We start from the raw sequence: 17,328 nt of genomic DNA, 5'->3' as shown, positions 1-17,328 counted from the left end.
CCCCGCACGGCACGTTCGATCCCCGTACCCCTCGAACGAAGGGGGCTGCCATGACAGCCACCGCTCCACCCCCCGCCGGAAGAGCCGGGGCCGAGGGCCGCGTCGAGCTCTCGCCCGACGCCGTCCCGACCGGCCCCTACGCCAACGAGGACCTGCTGCCCGTACCGCTCGCCCAGCGGAAGTGGACCACGTACAACTTCACCGCCCTGTGGGTCGGCATGGCCCACAACGTGGCCTCCTGGACCCTCGCCTCGGGCCTGGTCGCCCTCGGCATGGACTGGAAGCAGGCGGTGCTCACCATCGCCCTCGCCAATGTCATCGTGCTGGTGCCGATGCTGCTCACCGGCCACGCCGGCCCCAAGTACGGTATCCCCTTCCCGGTGTTCGCCCGGGCGTCGTTCGGGGTGCGCGGGGCCAACCTGCCCGCCCTGGTCCGGGCGGCGGTCGCCTGCGTGTGGTTCGGCATCCAGACCTGGATCGGCGGCTCCGGCATCTTCCTGCTCGCCGGGAAGCTCTTCGGCGACTCGTGGGCGAACGCCGGGACGATCGGCGGATACCCGTGGACGCAGTGGCTGTCCTTCGTCGTCTTCTGGATCATCCAGGTCGCGATCATCGTGCGCGGCATGGAGATGGTGAGACGGTTCGAGAACTGGGCGGCCCCCTTCGTCATCGTCGGCGCGATCGCGCTGCTGATCTGGATGACGAACAAGGCCGGCGGCCTCGGCCCGCTGCTCGACCAGCCCTCCGCCCTCGGCTGGGGCGGTGACTTCTGGAAGGTCTTCTTCCCCGCCCTCATGGGCATGATCGGCTTCTGGTCGACGCTCTCCCTCAACATCCCCGACTTCACCCGCTACGCGGCCGGGCAGCGCGCCCAGCTGTGGGGGCAGTCGCTCGGGCTGCCCACCACGATGACGCTGTTCGCGCTGCTGTCGGTGCTGGTGACCTCCGGCTCGCAGGCGGTGTACGGCGAGCCGATCTGGGACCCGGTGGCGCTGGCGGCCAAGCTCGACAACTGGGCGGCGGTGCTCTTCGCGCTGATCACGGTCCTGGTGGCCACGCTCTCGGTGAACATCGCGGCGAACGTGGTCTCGCCCGCCTTCGACCTGTCCAACATCGCGCCGCGCAGGATCAGTTTCCGCACCGGCGCGCTGATCACCGCGGTCGTCGGCGTCGTCATCTTCCCGTGGAAGCTGCTGGCCAGCCCGCAGGCGTACATCTTCACCTGGCTCGGCACCGTCGGCGGCCTGCTGGGCACGGTGGCCGGCATCCTGATCGCCGACTACTGGATCCTGCGCCGCACACGGCTGGAACTCGCCGACCTCTACAGGTCCGAGGGCCGCTACTGGTACGACGGCGGCTGGAACTGGCGGGCGCTGGCGGCCTTCGTCGTCGGCGGTGTCCTCGCCATCGGCGGCTCGCACTCGGGACTCGACGCCAAGGGCGTCAAGCAGGGGCCGTTCCCGGTCGACGGAATGATTCCCTTCCTGAAGCCGCTCGCGGACTACGGGTGGGCCGTCGGCCTCGCCGCCTCCCTCCTCGTGTACGTCCTGCTCAGCCGTCTCGCGCCCCAGCGCGAGGACTGAACCGGCGCCGCGCCCGCGGGGCCCGGGCCCGACACGTCAGCGGCCGGACCCGGGCCCCGCGGCGCTCTGCGCCTCGTGCGCGAGCAGCGCCACGTAGAGCGAGGTGAGCTGCTCCCAGTCGTCCAGGTCGATGCCGAGCAGCGCCTCGATGCTCTGCAGCCGCCGGTACAGGGCGGGCCGGCTGACGTGGTGCACCTGGGCGGCCGCCGACTTGTTGCGGCCCGTCGCCAGATAGGTGCGCAGCACCTCCAGCAGCGCCGGGTTCCCCAGCAGGGGGCCCAGCTCCCGCCCGATGAAGGCCTGCAGCTCGGGCTCGTCGCGCAGCAGGCGCACCAGGCCGCGCAGCCGTACGTCGCGCAGCCGGGCCACCGGCGCGTCCGGGGGGCCGGCGACCGCCGCGTCCGCCACGTGCACCGCCTCCACGAAGGAACGGCGGACCTCGTCCAGTTCCCCGCAGCCGAACCCCGCGCCCACCACCGCCGTACGGCCGCGCCCGGCCAGTTCCTCGTGCACCCGCAGCGCGACCTTGTGCACGGCGGCGTCGGCGTCCTGACCGGCGGGGATGCTCAGCAGGACCGCCGTGCCGGCGGCGCCGGTCCGCGCCACCAGCCCCGCGACGCCGGGATGTTCGGCCAGCACGTGCTCGATCAGCTCCGGCAGGTCGTCGCGGCCGCCGGGCGGCGGGCCGAGGGGGCGGACCACGACGGGCACGAAGGTACGCCGGTTGACCGGGAGGCCCGCCGCGCGCACCCGCGTCACCAACTGCTCGGGGCGGGCCGTGCCGGTCGCCAGGTCGTGCAGCAGGGACTCCGCGGCCTGGTCCTCCCAGCCCCGGTCCTGGTCGCCGAGGAGGCGGTGCATCGCCAGCGCCTCCGAGGCGCGGGCGCCCAGCACCCGGCCGAACTCCTCGGGGCCGTGGTGGCCGAAGAGCACCAGGCGCCCCCACTGCCGGCCCCGGGCCTCCAGCGGTGCGACGACCCAGCCGTCCGGGCCGACCGTCACCGCGCCTCTGCCGGCCAGTTCGGCCACCTGACCGGAGACCCGCTCCCAGTCGCGCAGCAGGTCGTTGAGCGATCCCTTGTCCCCGGCCGAGGCCAGCACGCGCTGCGCGAGGTTGACGACGACGGCCGGACAGCCGCTGTGCGCCGCGATCTCGTCCAGGACCTGCTGGAGGCCGGCGCCGGAGAGGTTGAGGGCGGTCAGCGAGGAGCGGACCCGGTCGGAGAGGTCGAGCGCGGCGAACCGGCCGTGCACCAGGCGGGCGTGCACCTCCTCGGTGAGCCGCGCGAACGGCGCCGGCCGGTGCAGCACGATCAGCGGTACCCCGCAGCGTTCGGCGGCCCGCCGCATCGGCTCGGGCGTGGTGCGGAACGCCCGGCCGAGACCCAGGACGACCGCCGCGACGTCGGCCCGCTGCATCGACTCGACGTACTCGCGCTGCGCCCGCTCGTCGCCCGCCAGCAGCAGACCGGTGGTCAGCACCATCTCCCCGCCGCTGAGCATGACGCCGACGTCCAGCGCCTCGGCCACGTGCAGCCAGCGCACCGCGCGGTGCAGATGGGCGGAACCGGCCACGACCTCCGGCACCCAGGGGGTGACGAGGTCCAGGTCGAGCACGTCGCGCACGGTGAGCCGCCCCGCCGTGCTCGCCGGGGGTGTGTCCGGTCTGCCGTCGCTCACGCGCCCACGCCCGTTCCTCGTGCCGCCAGGGGTGGGAGTCTAATCACCCGCACCCCGCGCGGCGCCGTCCGCGCGGATGCTCAGAGACCGTAGACGCGGCGCGCCGTGCCGGAGAAGACCTCCCGCCGCTCCGCGTCGTCCAGCCGGCCGGTCAGGACGCGGGCGGCGTCGACCACCTCGGCGTAGGAGGCGGCGAGCCGGCACACCGGCCAGTCGGAGCCGAACATCAGGCGGCCGGGCCCGAACGCGTCGAGCACGGTGCCGGCGTAGGGCGCGAGGGCGGCCGTCGTCCAGGTGTCCCAGTCGGCCTCGGTGACCATGCCGGACAGCTTGCAGGCGGTGTTGGGCCGGGCGGCCAGCGCCCGCACGTCCGCGCTCCACGGCTGCGTGGCGCCCTCGGCGATGGGCGGCTTGCCCAGGTGGTCGAGGACGAACACCAGCTCGGGCACGAGGGCCGCCGCGCGGGTCGCCGCCGGGAGCTGGTGGGGGAGCACCACCAGGTCGTAGACGAGTCCGGCGTCGGCCACCGCGCGCAGCCCGCGCAGCACGTCGGGGCGGAGCAGCCACTCCGGGTCGGGTTCGCCCTGCACCTGGTGACGGATTCCCACCAGGCGCTGCCCGCCGGGCAGTTCGCGCAGGGCCGCCAGCCGGTCGGCGACCGCGGGGTCCGTGAGGTCGGTCCAGCCGACCACCCCGGCCACCAGGTCGCTGCCCGCGGCCAGGGCCAGGAACTCCGGGGTCTCCGCGGCCACCGTGACGGTCTGGACGAGGACGGTCGCGGTGACGCCCGCGGCCTTCGCCTCCGGTTCCAGGTCGGCGAGGGTGAAGTCGCGGCGCAGCGGGGCCAGCCGCTCCCCGGTGATCCAGTCCTGGTCGCGGACGGACAGGTCCCACAGGTGGTGGTGCGCGTCGACGACGCCCTCCGGCGCGGTCACAGCTGCCACACCACCGGCAGCGGCGCCCCGGCGCCGTCGGCGGAGTAGTCGTGGGCGACCTCCAGCAGCTCCGCCATCCGTGCCTGCCAGGCGATGTTGACGGGCAGCCGCTCCAGCGCGGCGAGCATCGCCGGGTAGTCGTCGACGTCCAGCAGGTGGAAGAGGTCGCTGCCGCTGCGCCAGATCGTCCACTCCCGTACGCCCGCGCCGCGGATGGCGGCGGTCAGCTCGGGGGGCACCTCGCGGTGCGCCTCCTCGTACGCGGCGATCCGGTCCGTACGCACCCTGGTGTGCAGGGCGACCCTCATGTCGGCTCCTCGTCCGGTACGGGTACGTCCGCGCCCAGCAGGCCCTCGGCGCGCAGGTCGGCCCACATCGCGGCCGGGAGAGGCAGCCGCAGCACGGCGGCGTTGTCCCGCGCCTCGTCGGCGGAGCGCAGCCCCACCAGCGTGCTCGCGACCGCGGGATGGGCCGCGGGGAAGCGCAGCGCGGCCGCCCGCAGCGGCACGCCGTGCCGGCCGGTCACCGAGCGCAGCCGCCGGGCGCGGGCGAGCACGGGTTCCGGGGCGGGCGCGTAGTCGTACGTGGCGCCCTCGCCCGGGTCGATCAGCAGGCCCGAGTTGAAGGCGCCGCCCACGACCACGCTCGCGCCGCGGGACGCCGCCAGCGGCAGCACCTCGGCCAGGCCCTCCTGCTCCAGCAGCGTGTAGCGGCCGGCCATCAGCACCACGTCGACGTCGGTGTCCCGCAGGAAGCGGGCGAGCATGGCGGTCTGGTTCATGCCCGCGCCGATCGCGCGGACGACGCCCTCCGAGCGCAGCCGCTCCAGCGCCGGGTACCCCTGGCCGAAGGCCTGCTCGGCGTGGTCGTCGGGGTCGTGGAGGTAGACCAGGTCGACGTGGTCCAGGCCCAGGCGCTCCAGGCTGGCCTCGATGCTCCGGCGCACGCCGTCGGCGCTGAAGTCCCAGACCCGGTGCGTCGTGGCGGGTACGGCGAAGCCGTTCGCCAGGTCGTCCCCGCCGGGCCCGCCGGGTTCCAGCAGCCGTCCCACCTTGGTCGAGACGGTGTACGCCGACCGGGGCCGGTCGCGCAGGGCGGCGCCGATCCGGCGTTCGGACAGGCCGAGCCCGTAGTGGGGCGCGGTGTCGAAGTAGCGGACGCCGGCGTCCCAGGCGGCGTCCACCGCCGCGCGGGCGGCGTCGTCGTCGACCGGGGTGAAGAGGTTGCCGATCGGGGCGGCGCCGAAGCCCAGATCGGTGACGGCGACGCCGCTGCGGCCCAGGGTGGTGGTGCGCATCGTGGTCCGGTCCCTCACTGCCCGGCCGGGCGCAGCCGCAGTCCGGCCATGCCGCCGTCCACGGCGAGCGCGGTGCCCGTGACGGAGGCCGCGGCCGGGCTCGCCAGGTAGACGATCGCGGCGGCGACCTCGTCGGCGGTCACCAGCCGGCCCATCGGCTGCCGGGCGTTGAGGGCGGCGCGTTCCGCCTCGGGGTCGTCGGCGGCGTCCAGCAGCCGGGCCACCCACGGGGTGTCGGCGGTGCCGGGGTTGACGCAGTTGACCCGGATGCCCTCGCGGACGTGGTCGGCGGCCATCGCCAGGGTCAGCGAGAGCACGGCTCCCTTGCTGGCGCTGTACAGGGCGCGCTGGGGGAGCCCGGCGGTGGCGGCGATGGAGCAGGTGTTGACGATGGCGGGCCGGGCCGAGCGCCGCAGGTGCGGAAGGGCGGCACGGGTGGTGCGCACCATGCCGAGCACGTTGACGTCGAGCACGCGGTGCCACTGCTCGTCGGGGTTGTCCTCGACGGTGCCGGCGGCGCCGACGCCCGCGTTGTTGACGAGCACGTCGAGTCCGCCGAGGGCTTCCGCCGCGGCGTCCACGGCGGCCCGGGTGGAGGCGTCGTCGGAGACGTCGGCCTTGAAGCCGGTCAGCTGCGCGGGCAGCCCGTCCGGCGCCAGGTCCAGGACGGCGACCCGGGCGCCGCGCGCGGCCAGCAGCCGCGCGGTCGCCAGGCCGATCCCGGAGGCGCCGCCCGTCACCAGGGCGCCGAGGCCCTCCAGGTCGCGCAACTCCTCGCTCATGCCGTCCCACCTTCCTGCCGTGCCCGGTCCGCCACCCAGAACGTACCGTCGGGGTAGCGGTACGCGTCGATCGATTCCGGTCTCATCTGCGCGGAGAAGCCGGGTGCCGTGGGGGCGGTGTAGTGGCCGCCGCGCATGACGACCGGTGTCGCGAAGTGCTCGTGGAGGTGGTCCACGTACTCGATGGCGCGGTCCTCGGTCGTCCCGGCCAGCGCCACGAAGTCGAACATCGACAGGTGCTGCACCAGTTCGCACAGCCCGACGCCGCCGGCGTGCGGGCACACCGGGACGTCGAAGGCCGCGGCCAGCAGCAGGATCGCCAGGTTCTCGTTGACCCCGCCGACCCGTGCCGCGTCGATCTGCAGCACGTCGATCGCGCCGGCCTGCAGCAACTGCTTGAAGACGATGCGGTTCTGCACGTGCTCGCCGGTGGCGACCCGGACCGGGGCGACCGCCTTGCGGATCGCGGCGTGGCCGAGGACGTCGTCGGGGGAGGTGGGCTCCTCGATCCAGTACGGGTCGAACTCGCCCAGGGCGGTGACCCAGGTGACGGCCTCGGCGATGCCCCACCGCTGGTTGGCGTCGATCGCGATGCGGACGTCAGGGCCCACGGCAGCACGGGCCGCGCGCATGCGCCGTACGTCGTCGGCGAGGTCGGCGCCGACCTTCAGCTTGATCTGGGTGAAGCCGTCGGCCACGGCCTGCTCGGCGAGCCGGGTCAGCTTCTCGTCGGAGTAGCCGAGCCAGCCGGGCGAGGTGGTGTAGCCGGGGTAGCCGCGGTCCAGCAGTTCGGCGGTGCGTCCGGCGGCGCCGGCACGGCCCGCGCGCAGCAGTTCCAGCGCGCGCCCGGGGGTGAGGGCGTCGTCGATGTAGCGGAAGTCGACCTGGGAGACGAGCCATTCCGGGTCGGCCTCGGCCAGCAGCCGCCACAGCGGCAGGCCACGGCGCTTGGCGGCCAGGTCCCACACGGCGTTGACGACGGCTCCGATCGCCATGTGCATCACGCCCTTCTCGGGCCCCAGCCAGCGCAGCTGGCTGTCGCCGGTCAGGTCGCGCGCCACGGAGCCGGGGTCGGCGCACAGCTCCTCGACCGGCCGGCCGAGGAGATGGGGGCGGAGTGCCTCGATCGCCGCGACCTGGACGTCGTTGCCCCGGCCGATGGTGAAGACGAAGCCGTGCCCCTCGTGGCCGTCGTCGGCGTCGGTGCGGAGCACCACGTACGCGGCGGAGTAGTCGGGATCCGGATTCATCGCGTCCGAGCCGTCCAGTTCCCGGGAGGTCGGGAAGCGGATGTCATGGGTGTCGATCGCGGTGATGCGGGCGGAGGTTGCGGACAAGTGGCTGCCTTTCACGCTCGGCCTGGCCAAGACATCGGAGGTCTCGCGCCACGGTGACTCTAGGCCCCCGGGACGGGACTGGCAATCCATTCCTCGGATGTCTCGTCGGTCGAACTCCATTCGATCGTGTCCGTATAGGGGGTTGTCAGGGTCGCGGGACGGACTTACCTTCCTCTCGTCCGGGATACCTCGGATGAATAGCCCCGGCTCACCCGGACAGGGAGAACACGGCATGAAGCCCGCCCGCACGCGCTCCACCGCCGCGATCGCCGCGACCGTGCTCGTCACGGCCGCCCTCGCCACCGCCTGCAACCGCGGCAGCACCGGCACCGCCGCCGGCTCCGGCGACGACAAGCCCGCCATCGGCGTCGACCTGCCGCGCTCCGACTCCGACTTCTGGAACTCCTACGCGCAGTACATCGAGAAGGGCATCGAGGACGACGGGCTGAACGCGCTCCCGCGGAGCAACTCGCAGAACGACATCACCAAGCTCGTCGCCAACGTCCAGGTCTTCCAGAACACCGGCGCCAAGGCCGTCGTCATGGCCCCGCAGGACACCGGCGCCATCGCCTCCACCCTCGACACCCTCGCCGGCAAGAAGATCCCGGTGGTCAGCGTGGACACCCGCCCCGACAAGGGCGACGTCTACATGGTCGTGCGCGCCGACAACAAGGCGTACGGCACCAAGGCCTGCGAGTTCCTCGGCGAGCAACTGGGCGGCAAGGGCAAGGTCGCCGAGTTCCAGGGCGCCCTGGACTCCATCAACGGACGCGACCGCTCCGAGGCGTTCGCGGCGTGCATGAAGGAGAAGTTCCCCGGCATCACGGTCTTCGAGCTGCCCACCGACTGGAAGGGCGACGTCGCCTCCGCCAAGCTGCAGAGCCTGCTGGCCCAGCACCCCGACCTCAACGGCATCTACATGCAGGCCGGCGGTGTCTTCCTGCAGCCGACGCTCGCCCTGCTCAAGCAGAAGGGCCTGCTCAAGCCGGCCGGGCAGAAGGGCCACATCACCATCGTCTCCAACGACGGCATCCCGCAGGAGCTGGACGCCATCCGCAAGGGCGAGATCGACGCGACCGTCTCCCAGCCCGCCGACCTCTACGCCAAGTACGCGCTGTACTACGCCAAGGCCGCCGCCGAGGGGAAGACCTTCAAGGCGGGACCCACCGACCACGACTCGACGATCATCAGCATCCCCAACGGCCTGGAGGACCAGCTCCCCGCGCCACTGGTGACCAAGGACAACGTCGACGACAAGGCCCTGTGGGGCAACAACATCGGCTGACCGCCCGTCCGCACCAGAAGAACGGAAACCACCATGGCGGACCCCGCCACCGCGCCGCCGGCCGTGGCCGAGGCGACCGGGATCGGCAAGCGCTTCGGCGCCACCGTGGCGCTGCGCGACGCGGGCATCTCGGTCGCCCCGGGCGAGTCGCACGCCCTCGTGGGCCGCAACGGCGCCGGCAAGTCCACCCTCGTCGGCATCCTCACCGGCCTCCAGCAGCCCGACAGCGGCACCCTGCGCTTCTCGGGCGAACCGGCGCCCTCCGTCGGCGACACCGACGCCTGGCGCTCCCGGGTCGCCTGCGTCTACCAGCGCTCGACCGTCATCGGCGAACTCTCCGTCGCCGAGAACCTCTTCCTCAACCGGCAGAGCCCCGGCCCGCTGCGCCCCATCCGGTGGACGGCGCTGCGCCGCCGCGCGGCGGAACTGCTGGGCGAGTACGGGGTGGACATCGACCCGTCCGTCCGTGCCCGCGACCTCACCGTCGAACAGCGGCAGTTCGTCGAGATCGCGCGCGCCCTCTCCTTCGGCGCGCGCTTCATCATCCTCGACGAGCCCACCGCCCGGCTCGACGCCCGCGGCATCGCCCGGCTCTTCGACAAGCTCCGCGACCTGCAACGGCAGGGCGTGGCCTTCCTCTTCATCTCGCACCACCTGCAGGAGGTCTACGACCTCTGCAGCACCGTCACCGTCTACCGGGACGCCCGTCACATCCTCACCGCCCCCGTCGCCGAACTGGGGCACGACGCCCTGGTCGAGGCGATGACCGGGGAGAGCGCCGCCGCGCCCGCGGCGGGCGCCCCGGCTCCCGGCCCCTCCGCGCCCGCCACGGGCGAACCGGTCCTGGACGTGACCGGCCTGACCCTGCGCGACGCCTACGCGGAGGTCTCCCTGGAGGTCCGCGCGGGCGAGGTCGTCGGCCTCGCCGGGGCCACCGCCAGCGGCAACGTCCGGCTGGCGGAGACCCTCGCAGGGCTGCACCGCGCCGACGCGGGACGGATCACGGTGGCCGGACGCGAGGTCCGCGCGTCCGGGGTCCCCGCCGCGCTGGCCGCCGGGGTGGGCCTGGTCCCCGAGGACCGCCACCACCAGGGCCTGGTCGGCACGCGCAGCGTGGCCGAGAACGCCACCCTCACCGTCACCGACCAGCTCGGGCCGTACGGCACCGTACTGCCCTCGCGGACCCGCGAGTTCGCCGAGCGCATGATCAAGGACCTCGACATCAGGACACCGGGCGCGGGGACCCCCGTCTCCGCGCTGTCCGGCGGCAACCAGCAGAAGGTCGTGGTCGCCCGCGCCCTGGCCACCGACCCCCACGTGCTGGTCGCCGTGCGTCCCACCAACGGGGTCGACGTGCGCTCCAAGGAGTTCCTGCTGGGCAGGATCCGCAAGGTCGCCGACGACGGGCGGGCGGCGCTGGTCGTCTCCGACGAACTGGACGACCTCAGGGCGTGCGACCGGGTCGTGGCCATGTTCCACGGCCGGGTGGTCGCGGAGTTCGGCCGGGGCTGGCGGGACGAGGAACTGGTCGCCGCCATGGAGGGCGTGGCCGCCCGTCCCGCCGCGCGGGAGCGGGACACCGAGCAGGGAGAGGAACAGGAAAGGTAGCCATGTCCACCACCACTGACGTCACCGAGCCGCCGGTGCCCGCCGCCGAGGCGGCCGCGGCCGGGACGCCGCGCCGCGTACCGGGCGGCCTCGCCCGTTTCCGCGAACTGTCCCTCGTCCCCGCCATCCTGGTGCTGGGCGTCATCGGCTTCATCGTCTCGCCGGCCTTCCTCACCTCCGACAACCTCATCGGCGTCGCCCAGCAGTCCACCGAGCTCAGCCTGCTCGTGCTGGCCCAGGCACTGATCCTCATCGCGGGCCGGATGGACCTGTCGCTGGAGTCCACCATCGGCGTCGCGCCGGTCATCGCCATCTGGCTCGTGCTGCCCGCATCGGGCGGCCGCTTCACCGGACTGGAACTGCTCCCGGTCTGGACGGCGATACCGGTGTGCCTGCTGGTCGGGGCGGTCATCGGCGCCGTCAACGGCTTCTTCATCCTCAAGCTGCGGCTGAACGGCTTCATCGTCACCCTCGGCGCGCTCACCATGCTGCGCGGACTGCAGATCGCCATCTCCGAGGGCCGTTCCATCGTCGAACTGCCCGGCTCCTTCAGCTACCTCGGCCACGCCTCCTGGGCCGGGGTGCCCGCCGCGATCTGGATCTGCGCCCTGCTCTTCGCGGCCGGCGGCTGCGCACTCGCCTGGCTGCGCCACGGCCGGGCGCTGTACGCGATCGGCGGCAACCCCGAGGCCGCGCGCACCGCCGGCATCCGGGTGGACCGGATCACCTGGGTGGTGCTCATCGTGGGCGGTGTGCTCGCGGCCTTCGCGGGCGTGCTCTACAGCGGGCACTACGGCTCGATCTCCGCGGACCAGGGCAGCGGCTGGATCTTCCAGGTCTTCGCCGCGACCGTCATCGGCGGCGTCAGCCTCAACGGCGGCCGCGGCACGCTCTTCGGGGCGCTGACCGGCGTCCTGACCCTGCAGCTCGTCGTCAACGTGATGACCCTGGCGGGCGTGCCCCCGCTGTGGAACCAGTTCCTCAACGGGGCCATCATCATCGTCGCCCTGATCATCTCCCGCTTCGCCTCGGGCGAGAAGCAGGAGTGATCGGGCCGGGACGGGCCGGCCGGATCAGTAGTAGCCCTCGACCGGGACGCGGGCCTCGTCGTACAGGGCCGGCCCCTCCTGCGGCACCTGCGGGAAACCGGCCTTGGCCGCGGGCGACTTGAGCCCGGTGAGCTGGTCGGTGGAGAGCGCGTAGACGACCCGGCCCAGCCCGGAGCGCTCGAGGGCGCCCACGCACATCCCGCAGGGCTGGCAGCTGGTGTACATGGTGGTGGCGGCCGCGGTGGCCGGATCGAGCTCCCGGGCCGCCCACCGCGCCAGCTTCAACTCGGGGTGGGCGGTGATGTCGTCGTCGCTCAGGCTGCTGTTGCGGTCCTCGGCGAGCACGGTCCCGTCCGGGCCGGCCAGCAGCGAGCCGAAGGGCGGGTTCCCGGACGCGCGGGCCTCGGCGGCCAGCTCGACCGCCCGGCGCAGCAGGCGGGTCGTCATCTCGTCGGTCATCGTCACTCCGATCGTGGGCGGTGGGCGGCGACCGCCGCGAGCGCCTGCCACGCCGTCCGCGGGCGCAGGATCTCGCGGGGATCGCCGTTGAAGGGGTCCAGGACGACGGTGTCCGCGCCGAGCGCCCGCAGTTCGCCGAGGTCGGCGGTGATCTGTTCGAGGCTGCCCTCACCGGCGAGCCGGTCAGGACCGGTCAGCGGCTCCGCCGTGAGCCGCAGCGCGATGCGCGGCGCCAGGGCGGGCACCGGCCGCCCCTGTTCACGTGCCTGCGCGCCGAGCGCGCCGACGGCCTCGCGCAGCCACGGCACGGTGAACCGCAGAGGATGCCAGGCGTCGCCGACGCGGACCGCGCGCCGGCGGGCCGCCGCGCTGTTGCCGCCGATCCACAGCGGCACCGGGGCGCCGGCGTAGTCCGCCCCGTCCTTCCAGGCCTCGCGCAGGACCGTCAGGTGCTCGTCCGTCAGCGCTCCGCGCCGCTCGAACGGGACGCCCAGCGCGGCGAACTCCTTCCGCGCCCAGCCGACCCCGACCCCGAGGACCAGCCGTCCGCCGCTGAGCATGTTGAGGTTCGCCGCCATCCGCGCCGTCAGCAGCGGATGCCGGTACGGCAGGATCAGCACCGTCGTCCCCAGCCGGATGCGGTCGGTGACGCCCGCGAGCCACGACAGGGTGGTGAACGGCTCGTAGAAGGGCGCCGGGTACTGCTCCGCCACGTCCGGGGTGATGACGACGTGGTCGGAGACCATCAGCAGGTCGAAGCCCAGCCCCTCCACCGTCCGCGCCCAGTCGCGCAGCACGCCGGGGTCGGTACCGGGCCCGAAGTTCGGGACGTTCACACCGATTCGCACCCCGTCAGGCTATCCAGCGGGCCGTCCCGCCAGGAAGGCTTTCCCCACGGTCCGGGCGGCGCCCGGCCGTGGATACCCCGGTATCTTCGCCGTATGGCCGAGAATCTCGACGCGACCGACTGGGCGATCCTCACGGAGCTGCAGCGCGACGGCCGGGTCCCCTTCACCGAACTGGCCCGCCGGGTCAGCCTCGGCGCCTCCGCGACCGCCGAGCGGGTCCGCCGGCTGGAGGGCCTGGGCGTCATCACCGGCTACCGCGCCGAGGTCGACCTCGACAGGGCCGGCTACCCGGTGCTCGCGGTCGTCCGCCTGAAGTACCCCGGCAGCCGGCACGAGCCCCTGCACCGGCTGCTCGGCGAGCGACCGGAGATCCTGGAGTGCCTGCGCACCACCGGGGAGGAGTGCTACGTCCTGAAGGTCGCCGCCGCCTCCATGGGGCACCTGGAGCAGGTCATGGACGAGTTGGCGCGGTTCGGGAGCGTGACGACCAGCGTGGTCTACCGGCAGACCCTGCCGTACCGGGGTCCCGGGCGGGCGCCGTCCGGCATGCTGTGAGCATGGAGTCCGCGAAGGTCGTCGAAGAGCTGTGGCAACGGATCCAGGCGCGCGACTGGACCGGCGCCGGTGAACTGATCGCCGAGGACGCCGTGGTGGAGTGGCCGGTGAGCGGCGAGCGCATCGTCGGCAGGGCCAACTTCTTGGCGGTCAACAGCGAGTACCCGGAGGGCTGGTCGATCCGGGTGCTCAGGGTGGTGGCCGACGGCGACCAGGCCGTCTCGGAGGTGGAGGTGCCGCACACGGACCTCGGGCTCTTCCACGCGGCGTCGTTCTGGACCGTCCGCGACGGACGGGTCGTCGCCGGCCGCGAGTACTGGACGAGCCCGGGCGCCGACCCCCGCCCGGAGTGGCGCGCCCGCTACGTCGAGCCGATGTAGCGGGCGCGCGCCGGCTCCCGTGCGGGTCAGCCGCCGATCGCCGGGTCGCTCGTGCTGTCCCGGCCCGTCTCGACGTGGCCGGCCAGCCGGCGCCGGAAGGTGCCGTCGAGGTCGGAGGTCACCGACAGGTCGTACCAGCCGTGGCTGTGGTGCGTCCCGGCCACGTGCACGGCGCGGGCGCCCGGACGCAGCCGGTAGGCCACCGGGTGCTCCTTGCCGTAGTTGTCCTTGACGGTGAGCTCGACCGTGCGGGGCCCGTCGTTGGTCAGGACGAGACGTACCGAGCCCCGCTCGCCGTCGTGCCGGGCGCTGACCTCGGGACCGGCCTGGCTCGCCCGGCCCGCGAACCGGCGCAGGAAGCCGTTCGGCCCGTGCGCGGTGAAGTCGTACGCCCCGTGGGCGTCCGCGTCCACGGGCCAGGTGTCCGCCAGGGAGCGCGTGGCCGCGACCGTGTACGACCACGGGCCCTCGGTGTGCGTCGGGGAGGTCACCAGGAAGTGCGCGCCGGCGGAGGCGTGCGAGGCGAAGTCCAGGCGCAGCGTCCCGGTGCTGGTGCTGATCCGGCCGTCCGCCGACAGGTCGTAGGGGACTGGGCGGGCCGGACGCAGTCCGCGCTCCTGGCGGGGGAGCGACGGGTGGGCGGGCGGCGCGGGCACGTAGTCCGGGTGCCGGTCGCCGTCCGGCGGCAGGTAGCCGCGGGTGTCGGGCAGCTTCGGGGGCTTGGTGTCCTTGTGCCCGAAGTCGAAGGCCGTGGTGAGGTCGCCGCAGACGGCGCGCCGCCAGGGGGAGATGTTCGGCTCGTGCACGCCGAAGCGGCGCTCCATGAAGCGGATGATCGAGGTGTGGTCGAAGGTCTGCGAGCAGACGTAGCCGCCCTTGCTCCACGGCGACACCACGAACATCGGCACACGCTGGCCGAGCCCGTAGGGGCCCGCCGGGCGGGAGCCGGAACCGGCGTACAGGTCGCCGGCGACGTCCACCGTGGAGCCGCCCTGTGCCGCGGAGCCGGCCGGGAACGGCGGGACGACGTGGTCGAAGAAGCCGTCGTTCTCGTCGTAGGTGACGAACAGCGCGGTCCTGCTCCACACCCGGGGGTTCGAGGTGAGGGCGTCGAGGACCTGCGCGATGTACCAGGCGCCGTAGTTGGCGGGCCAGTTCGGGTGCTCGGTGAAGGCCTCGGGGGCCACGATCCACGAGACCTGGGGGAGCTTCCCGGCCTTGACGTCGGCGCGCAGGAGGTCGAAGAAGCCCTCGCCCTTGCGCGCGTCGGTGCCGGTGCGGGCCTTGTCGAACAGCGGGTCGCCCGGCTTCGCGTCGCGGTACTGGTCGAAGTACAGCAGGGAGTTGTCGCCGTAGTTGCCGCGGTACGCGTCGCCGATCCAGCCCCAGCCGCCCGCGGCGTCCAGGCCGTCGCCGACGTCCTGGTAGATCTTCCAGGAGACCCCGGCCGCCTCCAGCCGCTCCGGGTAGGTCGTCCAGGAGTAGCCCAGCTCCTCGTTGCCGAGGACCGGGCCGCCGCCCTTGCCGTCGTTGCCCGTGTGGCCCGTCCACATGTAGTAGCGGTTCGGGTCGGTGGAGCCGATGAACGAGCAGTGGTAGGCGTCGCAGATGGTGAAGGCGTCGGCGAGCGCGAAGTGGAAGGGGATGTCCTCGCGGGTCAGGTGCGCCATGGTGGTGGCGGACTTCTGCGGCACCCAGCGGTCGTACCGGCCCCGGTTGAAGGCGGCCTGGCCGTCGTTCCAGCCGTGCGGCAGGTCCTGCAGGAACGCCAGCCCCAGGTCGTCGGCGTCGGGGCGGAACGGGAGCACGTCCTTGGTGCCGTCGGACTGGTACCAGACCGGCTTGCCGTTCGGCTGGTCCACCGGGTGCGGGTCCCCGAAGCCGCGCACTCCGCGCAGCGTGCCGAAGTAGTGGTCGAAGGAACGGTTCTCCTGCATCAGCACGACGATGTGGTCGATGTCGCGCAGCGAGCCGGTCCTGCGGTCCGCGGGGATCTCCGCCGCGCGGGCGATGCTGGTGGGCAGCGCCGACAACGCGGCGGTACCGCCCGCCAGTTGCATGAAGCGTCTGCGGTCGATGTGGTTCATGGCAGGCCTGTCTCCCGGGTGGTCCGCGGCAGTACGGGGGCGGCGGCCAGTGTCACCCCGCCTGTGCGAACACCGGGCGGCGGGCAGGGGAAGCCCCCGCGAAGGCTGCGCCAATCCGCCACGGCCCGCCCGGATCCGCCCGGACGGGGCAAAGCGGAGCGGTCGGGCGGGCGTTGGGGTGTCGCGCCGTGGGTCCCCGCGGGAACGCGGTGCCGGGCCGGGGTGGTTGGGACCTGGCCCGGAGGGTTTTCCGGCGAGGGGGGCTCTGTGGTCGGCCGGCACGGCGTTGGGCGGTGCGATCCGCTCGTTCGGCTGTGCTCGGCGGCAGCGGGAGGAAGCGGACGGGGGTCCAGCGGGCGTCGCGTCGGATGTCGCCCGCTCCTTCGACCGCGGGATCCGGGTGACGGCGCAGGGCCGCGTCGTGCGGTTCGAGCGGCGGCTGGTCAGGGACGACCGGACGACGGTCCGCACCGTCGTGACGCTCTCCCGGTTCGGCGCGCCCGAGCAGATCACCGCGCCGGGGAGCCCCCGAGCGACCGCGGGCCGCCGCTGACCTGCGGCGACGACGGTCCTGCCGGCCCCACCGGGGTGCCGGGGCGCGGGGGATACTGCCCCCATGAACCGTCTCGAACGCTGGGAGCAGCAGACCAGGGCGGCGCTGCTCGCCCTGGCCGTGGTGTTCGGCGCCGCCTACGCCCTGCCGATCCTGGTGCCGGCGGCCGACCCCGCGCTCATCACCACCGCGCACTGGACGGAGCGGACGGTCTGGGCCCTGTTCGCCGCCGACTACGCGGTCCGGCTGGCCCTGAGCGAGCGGCGCTGGGAGTTCGTCAAGCGGCAGCCGCTGAGCCTCGCCGTGGTCGTCCTCCCGCTGCTCCAGCCGCTGCGCCTGCTGCGCCTGGTGTCCGCGCTCTTCCTGGTCGGCCAGCGGGTGCGGCTGGCGGCCCAGGTGCGCCTGACGACCTACGTCGTGGGCGCCGTGCTCGGGCTGCTGGCGTTCGGGTCGGTCGCCGTCCTCGAGGCCGAGCGCAACTCGCCGCACGGCAACATCCGCACCATCGGCGACGCCCTGTGGTGGTCCTTCACCACGATGACGACGGTGGGCTACGGGGACCACGCCCCGACCACGGGCGTCGGCCGGCTCATCGCGGTGGGGCTGATGCTCTCGGGCATCGCCCTGCTCGGTGTGGTCACCGCCAACATCGCCGCCTGGTTCCTGGCCCGCTTCCAGGAGGACGAGGAGGAGAACCGGCGCGTCCAGGAGGTCACCGAGGAACTGTTGCGCGAGGTCCGTGAGCTGCGCCGGCAGGTCGCCGACCTGACGGAGGCGACGACCGGCACCCGCCCCGGGACGTCCGGACAGGCCGCCGAGCGGCGCTGACCGCGCCGTCGAGGAGCGCCGCAGCAGCGCCGCCGGAGAGCTCCCGGGCGGGTCGTGGGGCC

At 73.5% G+C, this 17,328-nt stretch carries 17 protein-coding genes; 8 read left to right on the top strand and 9 right to left on the bottom strand.

Going from position 1 to position 17,328, the window contains the following annotated elements; genetic code table 11:
* Window positions 1-50 precede the first annotated feature (50 nt).
* Window positions 51-1,583 (top strand): NCS1 family nucleobase:cation symporter-1, encoded by a 1,533-nt coding sequence (locus ACZ7MY_RS33635; protein WP_499607490.1) that lies wholly within the window; start codon window positions 51-53, stop codon window positions 1,581-1,583.
* A 36-nt stretch (window positions 1,584-1,619) separates the two neighbouring features.
* Here ACZ7MY_RS33635 and ACZ7MY_RS33630 read toward each other — a convergent pair whose 3' ends face one another.
* From ACZ7MY_RS33630 to ACZ7MY_RS33605, 6 genes are all read right to left on the bottom strand, one after another.
* Window positions 1,620-3,263, bottom strand: a complete 1,644-nt coding sequence (locus tag ACZ7MY_RS33630; RefSeq protein ID WP_499607487.1) for a PucR family transcriptional regulator — start codon at window positions 3,261-3,263, stop codon at window positions 1,620-1,622.
* Window positions 3,264-3,343: 80 nt separating this feature from the next.
* Window positions 3,344-4,198, bottom strand: a complete 855-nt coding sequence (locus ACZ7MY_RS33625; RefSeq protein ID WP_499607485.1) for an amidohydrolase family protein — start codon at window positions 4,196-4,198, stop codon at window positions 3,344-3,346.
* Window positions 4,195-4,506 carry an L-rhamnose mutarotase gene (locus ACZ7MY_RS33620; RefSeq protein WP_499607483.1) on the bottom strand — a complete coding sequence of 104 codons (312 nt, stop codon included), beginning with the start codon at window positions 4,504-4,506 and terminating at the stop codon, window positions 4,195-4,197. The genes ACZ7MY_RS33625 and ACZ7MY_RS33620 overlap by 4 nt, the downstream gene beginning before the upstream one ends.
* Window positions 4,503-5,495: an aldo/keto reductase gene (locus ACZ7MY_RS33615; RefSeq protein ID WP_499607480.1), complete on the bottom strand. Its 993-nt coding sequence runs from the start codon at window positions 5,493-5,495 to the stop codon at window positions 4,503-4,505. Before ACZ7MY_RS33615 ends, ACZ7MY_RS33620 begins: the two co-directional genes overlap by 4 nt.
* Window positions 5,496-5,509: 14 nt before the next feature.
* Window positions 5,510-6,277, bottom strand: a complete 768-nt coding sequence (locus tag ACZ7MY_RS33610) for an SDR family NAD(P)-dependent oxidoreductase (protein ID WP_499607477.1) — start codon at window positions 6,275-6,277, stop codon at window positions 5,510-5,512.
* Entirely contained in the window at window positions 6,274-7,614 is a 1,341-nt protein-coding gene (locus tag ACZ7MY_RS33605; protein WP_499607474.1) for an enolase C-terminal domain-like protein, read from the bottom strand. Before ACZ7MY_RS33605 ends, ACZ7MY_RS33610 begins: the two co-directional genes overlap by 4 nt.
* Window positions 7,615-7,846: 232 nt before the next feature.
* Here ACZ7MY_RS33605 and ACZ7MY_RS33600 point away from each other — a divergent pair, with 232 nt between their 5' ends.
* From ACZ7MY_RS33600 to ACZ7MY_RS33590, 3 genes are read left to right on the top strand one after another with little or no spacing between them, the layout of a single operon-like run.
* Complete coding sequence (locus ACZ7MY_RS33600; protein WP_499607472.1) at window positions 7,847-8,899, top strand: sugar ABC transporter substrate-binding protein; 1,053 nt, start codon at window positions 7,847-7,849, stop codon at window positions 8,897-8,899.
* 33 nt (window positions 8,900-8,932) lie between these two features.
* Window positions 8,933-10,507, top strand: coding sequence for a sugar ABC transporter ATP-binding protein (locus ACZ7MY_RS33595; RefSeq protein ID WP_499607469.1), 1,575 nt, complete (start codon window positions 8,933-8,935; stop codon window positions 10,505-10,507).
* A 2-nt stretch (window positions 10,508-10,509) separates the two neighbouring features.
* Window positions 10,510-11,556, top strand: a complete 1,047-nt coding sequence (locus tag ACZ7MY_RS33590) for an ABC transporter permease (protein WP_499607466.1) — start codon at window positions 10,510-10,512, stop codon at window positions 11,554-11,556.
* Between the two features lie 24 nt (window positions 11,557-11,580).
* Here the strand turns inward: ACZ7MY_RS33590 and ACZ7MY_RS33585 are convergent, their stop codons facing one another.
* Both ACZ7MY_RS33585 and ACZ7MY_RS33580 read right to left on the bottom strand, forming a co-directional pair.
* On the bottom strand, window positions 11,581-12,015 hold the full coding sequence (locus tag ACZ7MY_RS33585; RefSeq protein WP_499607463.1) for a nucleoside deaminase: 435 nt from the start codon (window positions 12,013-12,015) through the stop codon (window positions 11,581-11,583).
* A gap of 2 nt (window positions 12,016-12,017) precedes the next feature.
* Window positions 12,018-12,863: an LLM class flavin-dependent oxidoreductase gene (locus ACZ7MY_RS33580; RefSeq protein WP_499607460.1), complete on the bottom strand. Its 846-nt coding sequence runs from the start codon at window positions 12,861-12,863 to the stop codon at window positions 12,018-12,020.
* 93 nt (window positions 12,864-12,956) lie between these two features.
* Here ACZ7MY_RS33580 and ACZ7MY_RS33575 point away from each other — a divergent pair, with 93 nt between their 5' ends.
* Entirely contained in the window at window positions 12,957-13,418 is a 462-nt protein-coding gene (locus ACZ7MY_RS33575) for an Lrp/AsnC family transcriptional regulator (protein WP_499607458.1), read from the top strand.
* Window positions 13,419-13,420: 2 nt separating this feature from the next.
* Window positions 13,421-13,798 (top strand): nuclear transport factor 2 family protein, encoded by a 378-nt coding sequence (locus ACZ7MY_RS33570; RefSeq protein WP_499607455.1) that lies wholly within the window; start codon window positions 13,421-13,423, stop codon window positions 13,796-13,798.
* A 26-nt stretch (window positions 13,799-13,824) separates the two neighbouring features.
* Here the strand turns inward: ACZ7MY_RS33570 and ACZ7MY_RS33565 are convergent, their stop codons facing one another.
* Window positions 13,825-15,885, bottom strand: coding sequence for a phosphocholine-specific phospholipase C (locus tag ACZ7MY_RS33565; protein WP_499607453.1), 2,061 nt, complete (start codon window positions 15,883-15,885; stop codon window positions 13,825-13,827).
* A 400-nt stretch (window positions 15,886-16,285) separates the two neighbouring features.
* Between ACZ7MY_RS33565 and ACZ7MY_RS33560 the strand changes: the two genes are divergently transcribed.
* Together ACZ7MY_RS33560 and ACZ7MY_RS33555 are read left to right on the top strand one after the other, a co-directional pair.
* A complete protein-coding gene (locus ACZ7MY_RS33560) occupies window positions 16,286-16,438 on the top strand; it encodes a hypothetical protein (RefSeq protein ID WP_499607450.1) in 153 nt (50 codons plus the stop codon).
* 63 nt (window positions 16,439-16,501) lie between these two features.
* Entirely contained in the window at window positions 16,502-17,266 is a 765-nt protein-coding gene (locus ACZ7MY_RS33555) for a potassium channel family protein (RefSeq protein WP_499607448.1), read from the top strand.
* Window positions 17,267-17,328 lie beyond the last annotated feature (62 nt).

Source organism: Streptomyces sp. NPDC111520 (genome assembly GCF_055635295.1).
The sequence above is the reverse complement of the archived record's forward strand: the minus strand, read 5'-3'. Positions and strand labels throughout refer to the sequence as shown.

Excerpts from the sequence above, each read along its gene's own strand:
- ACZ7MY_RS33635 (WP_499607490.1), top strand. The coding sequence starts at position 51 with ATGACAGCCACCGCTCCACCCCCCGCCGGAAGAGCCGGGGCCGAGGGC.
- ACZ7MY_RS33620 (WP_499607483.1), bottom strand. The coding sequence starts at position 4,506 with ATGAGGGTCGCCCTGCACACCAGGGTGCGTACGGACCGGATCGCCGCG.
- ACZ7MY_RS33615 (WP_499607480.1), bottom strand. The coding sequence starts at position 5,495 with ATGCGCACCACCACCCTGGGCCGCAGCGGCGTCGCCGTCACCGATCTG.
- ACZ7MY_RS33610 (WP_499607477.1), bottom strand. The coding sequence starts at position 6,277 with ATGAGCGAGGAGTTGCGCGACCTGGAGGGCCTCGGCGCCCTGGTGACG.
- ACZ7MY_RS33600 (WP_499607472.1), top strand. The coding sequence starts at position 7,847 with ATGAAGCCCGCCCGCACGCGCTCCACCGCCGCGATCGCCGCGACCGTG.
- ACZ7MY_RS33595 (WP_499607469.1), top strand. The coding sequence starts at position 8,933 with ATGGCGGACCCCGCCACCGCGCCGCCGGCCGTGGCCGAGGCGACCGGG.
- ACZ7MY_RS33590 (WP_499607466.1), top strand. The coding sequence starts at position 10,510 with ATGTCCACCACCACTGACGTCACCGAGCCGCCGGTGCCCGCCGCCGAG.
- ACZ7MY_RS33585 (WP_499607463.1), bottom strand. The coding sequence starts at position 12,015 with ATGACCGACGAGATGACGACCCGCCTGCTGCGCCGGGCGGTCGAGCTG.
- ACZ7MY_RS33575 (WP_499607458.1), top strand. The coding sequence starts at position 12,957 with ATGGCCGAGAATCTCGACGCGACCGACTGGGCGATCCTCACGGAGCTG.
- ACZ7MY_RS33570 (WP_499607455.1), top strand. The coding sequence starts at position 13,421 with ATGGAGTCCGCGAAGGTCGTCGAAGAGCTGTGGCAACGGATCCAGGCG.
- ACZ7MY_RS33565 (WP_499607453.1), bottom strand. The coding sequence starts at position 15,885 with ATGAACCACATCGACCGCAGACGCTTCATGCAACTGGCGGGCGGTACC.
- ACZ7MY_RS33555 (WP_499607448.1), top strand. The coding sequence starts at position 16,502 with ATGAACCGTCTCGAACGCTGGGAGCAGCAGACCAGGGCGGCGCTGCTC.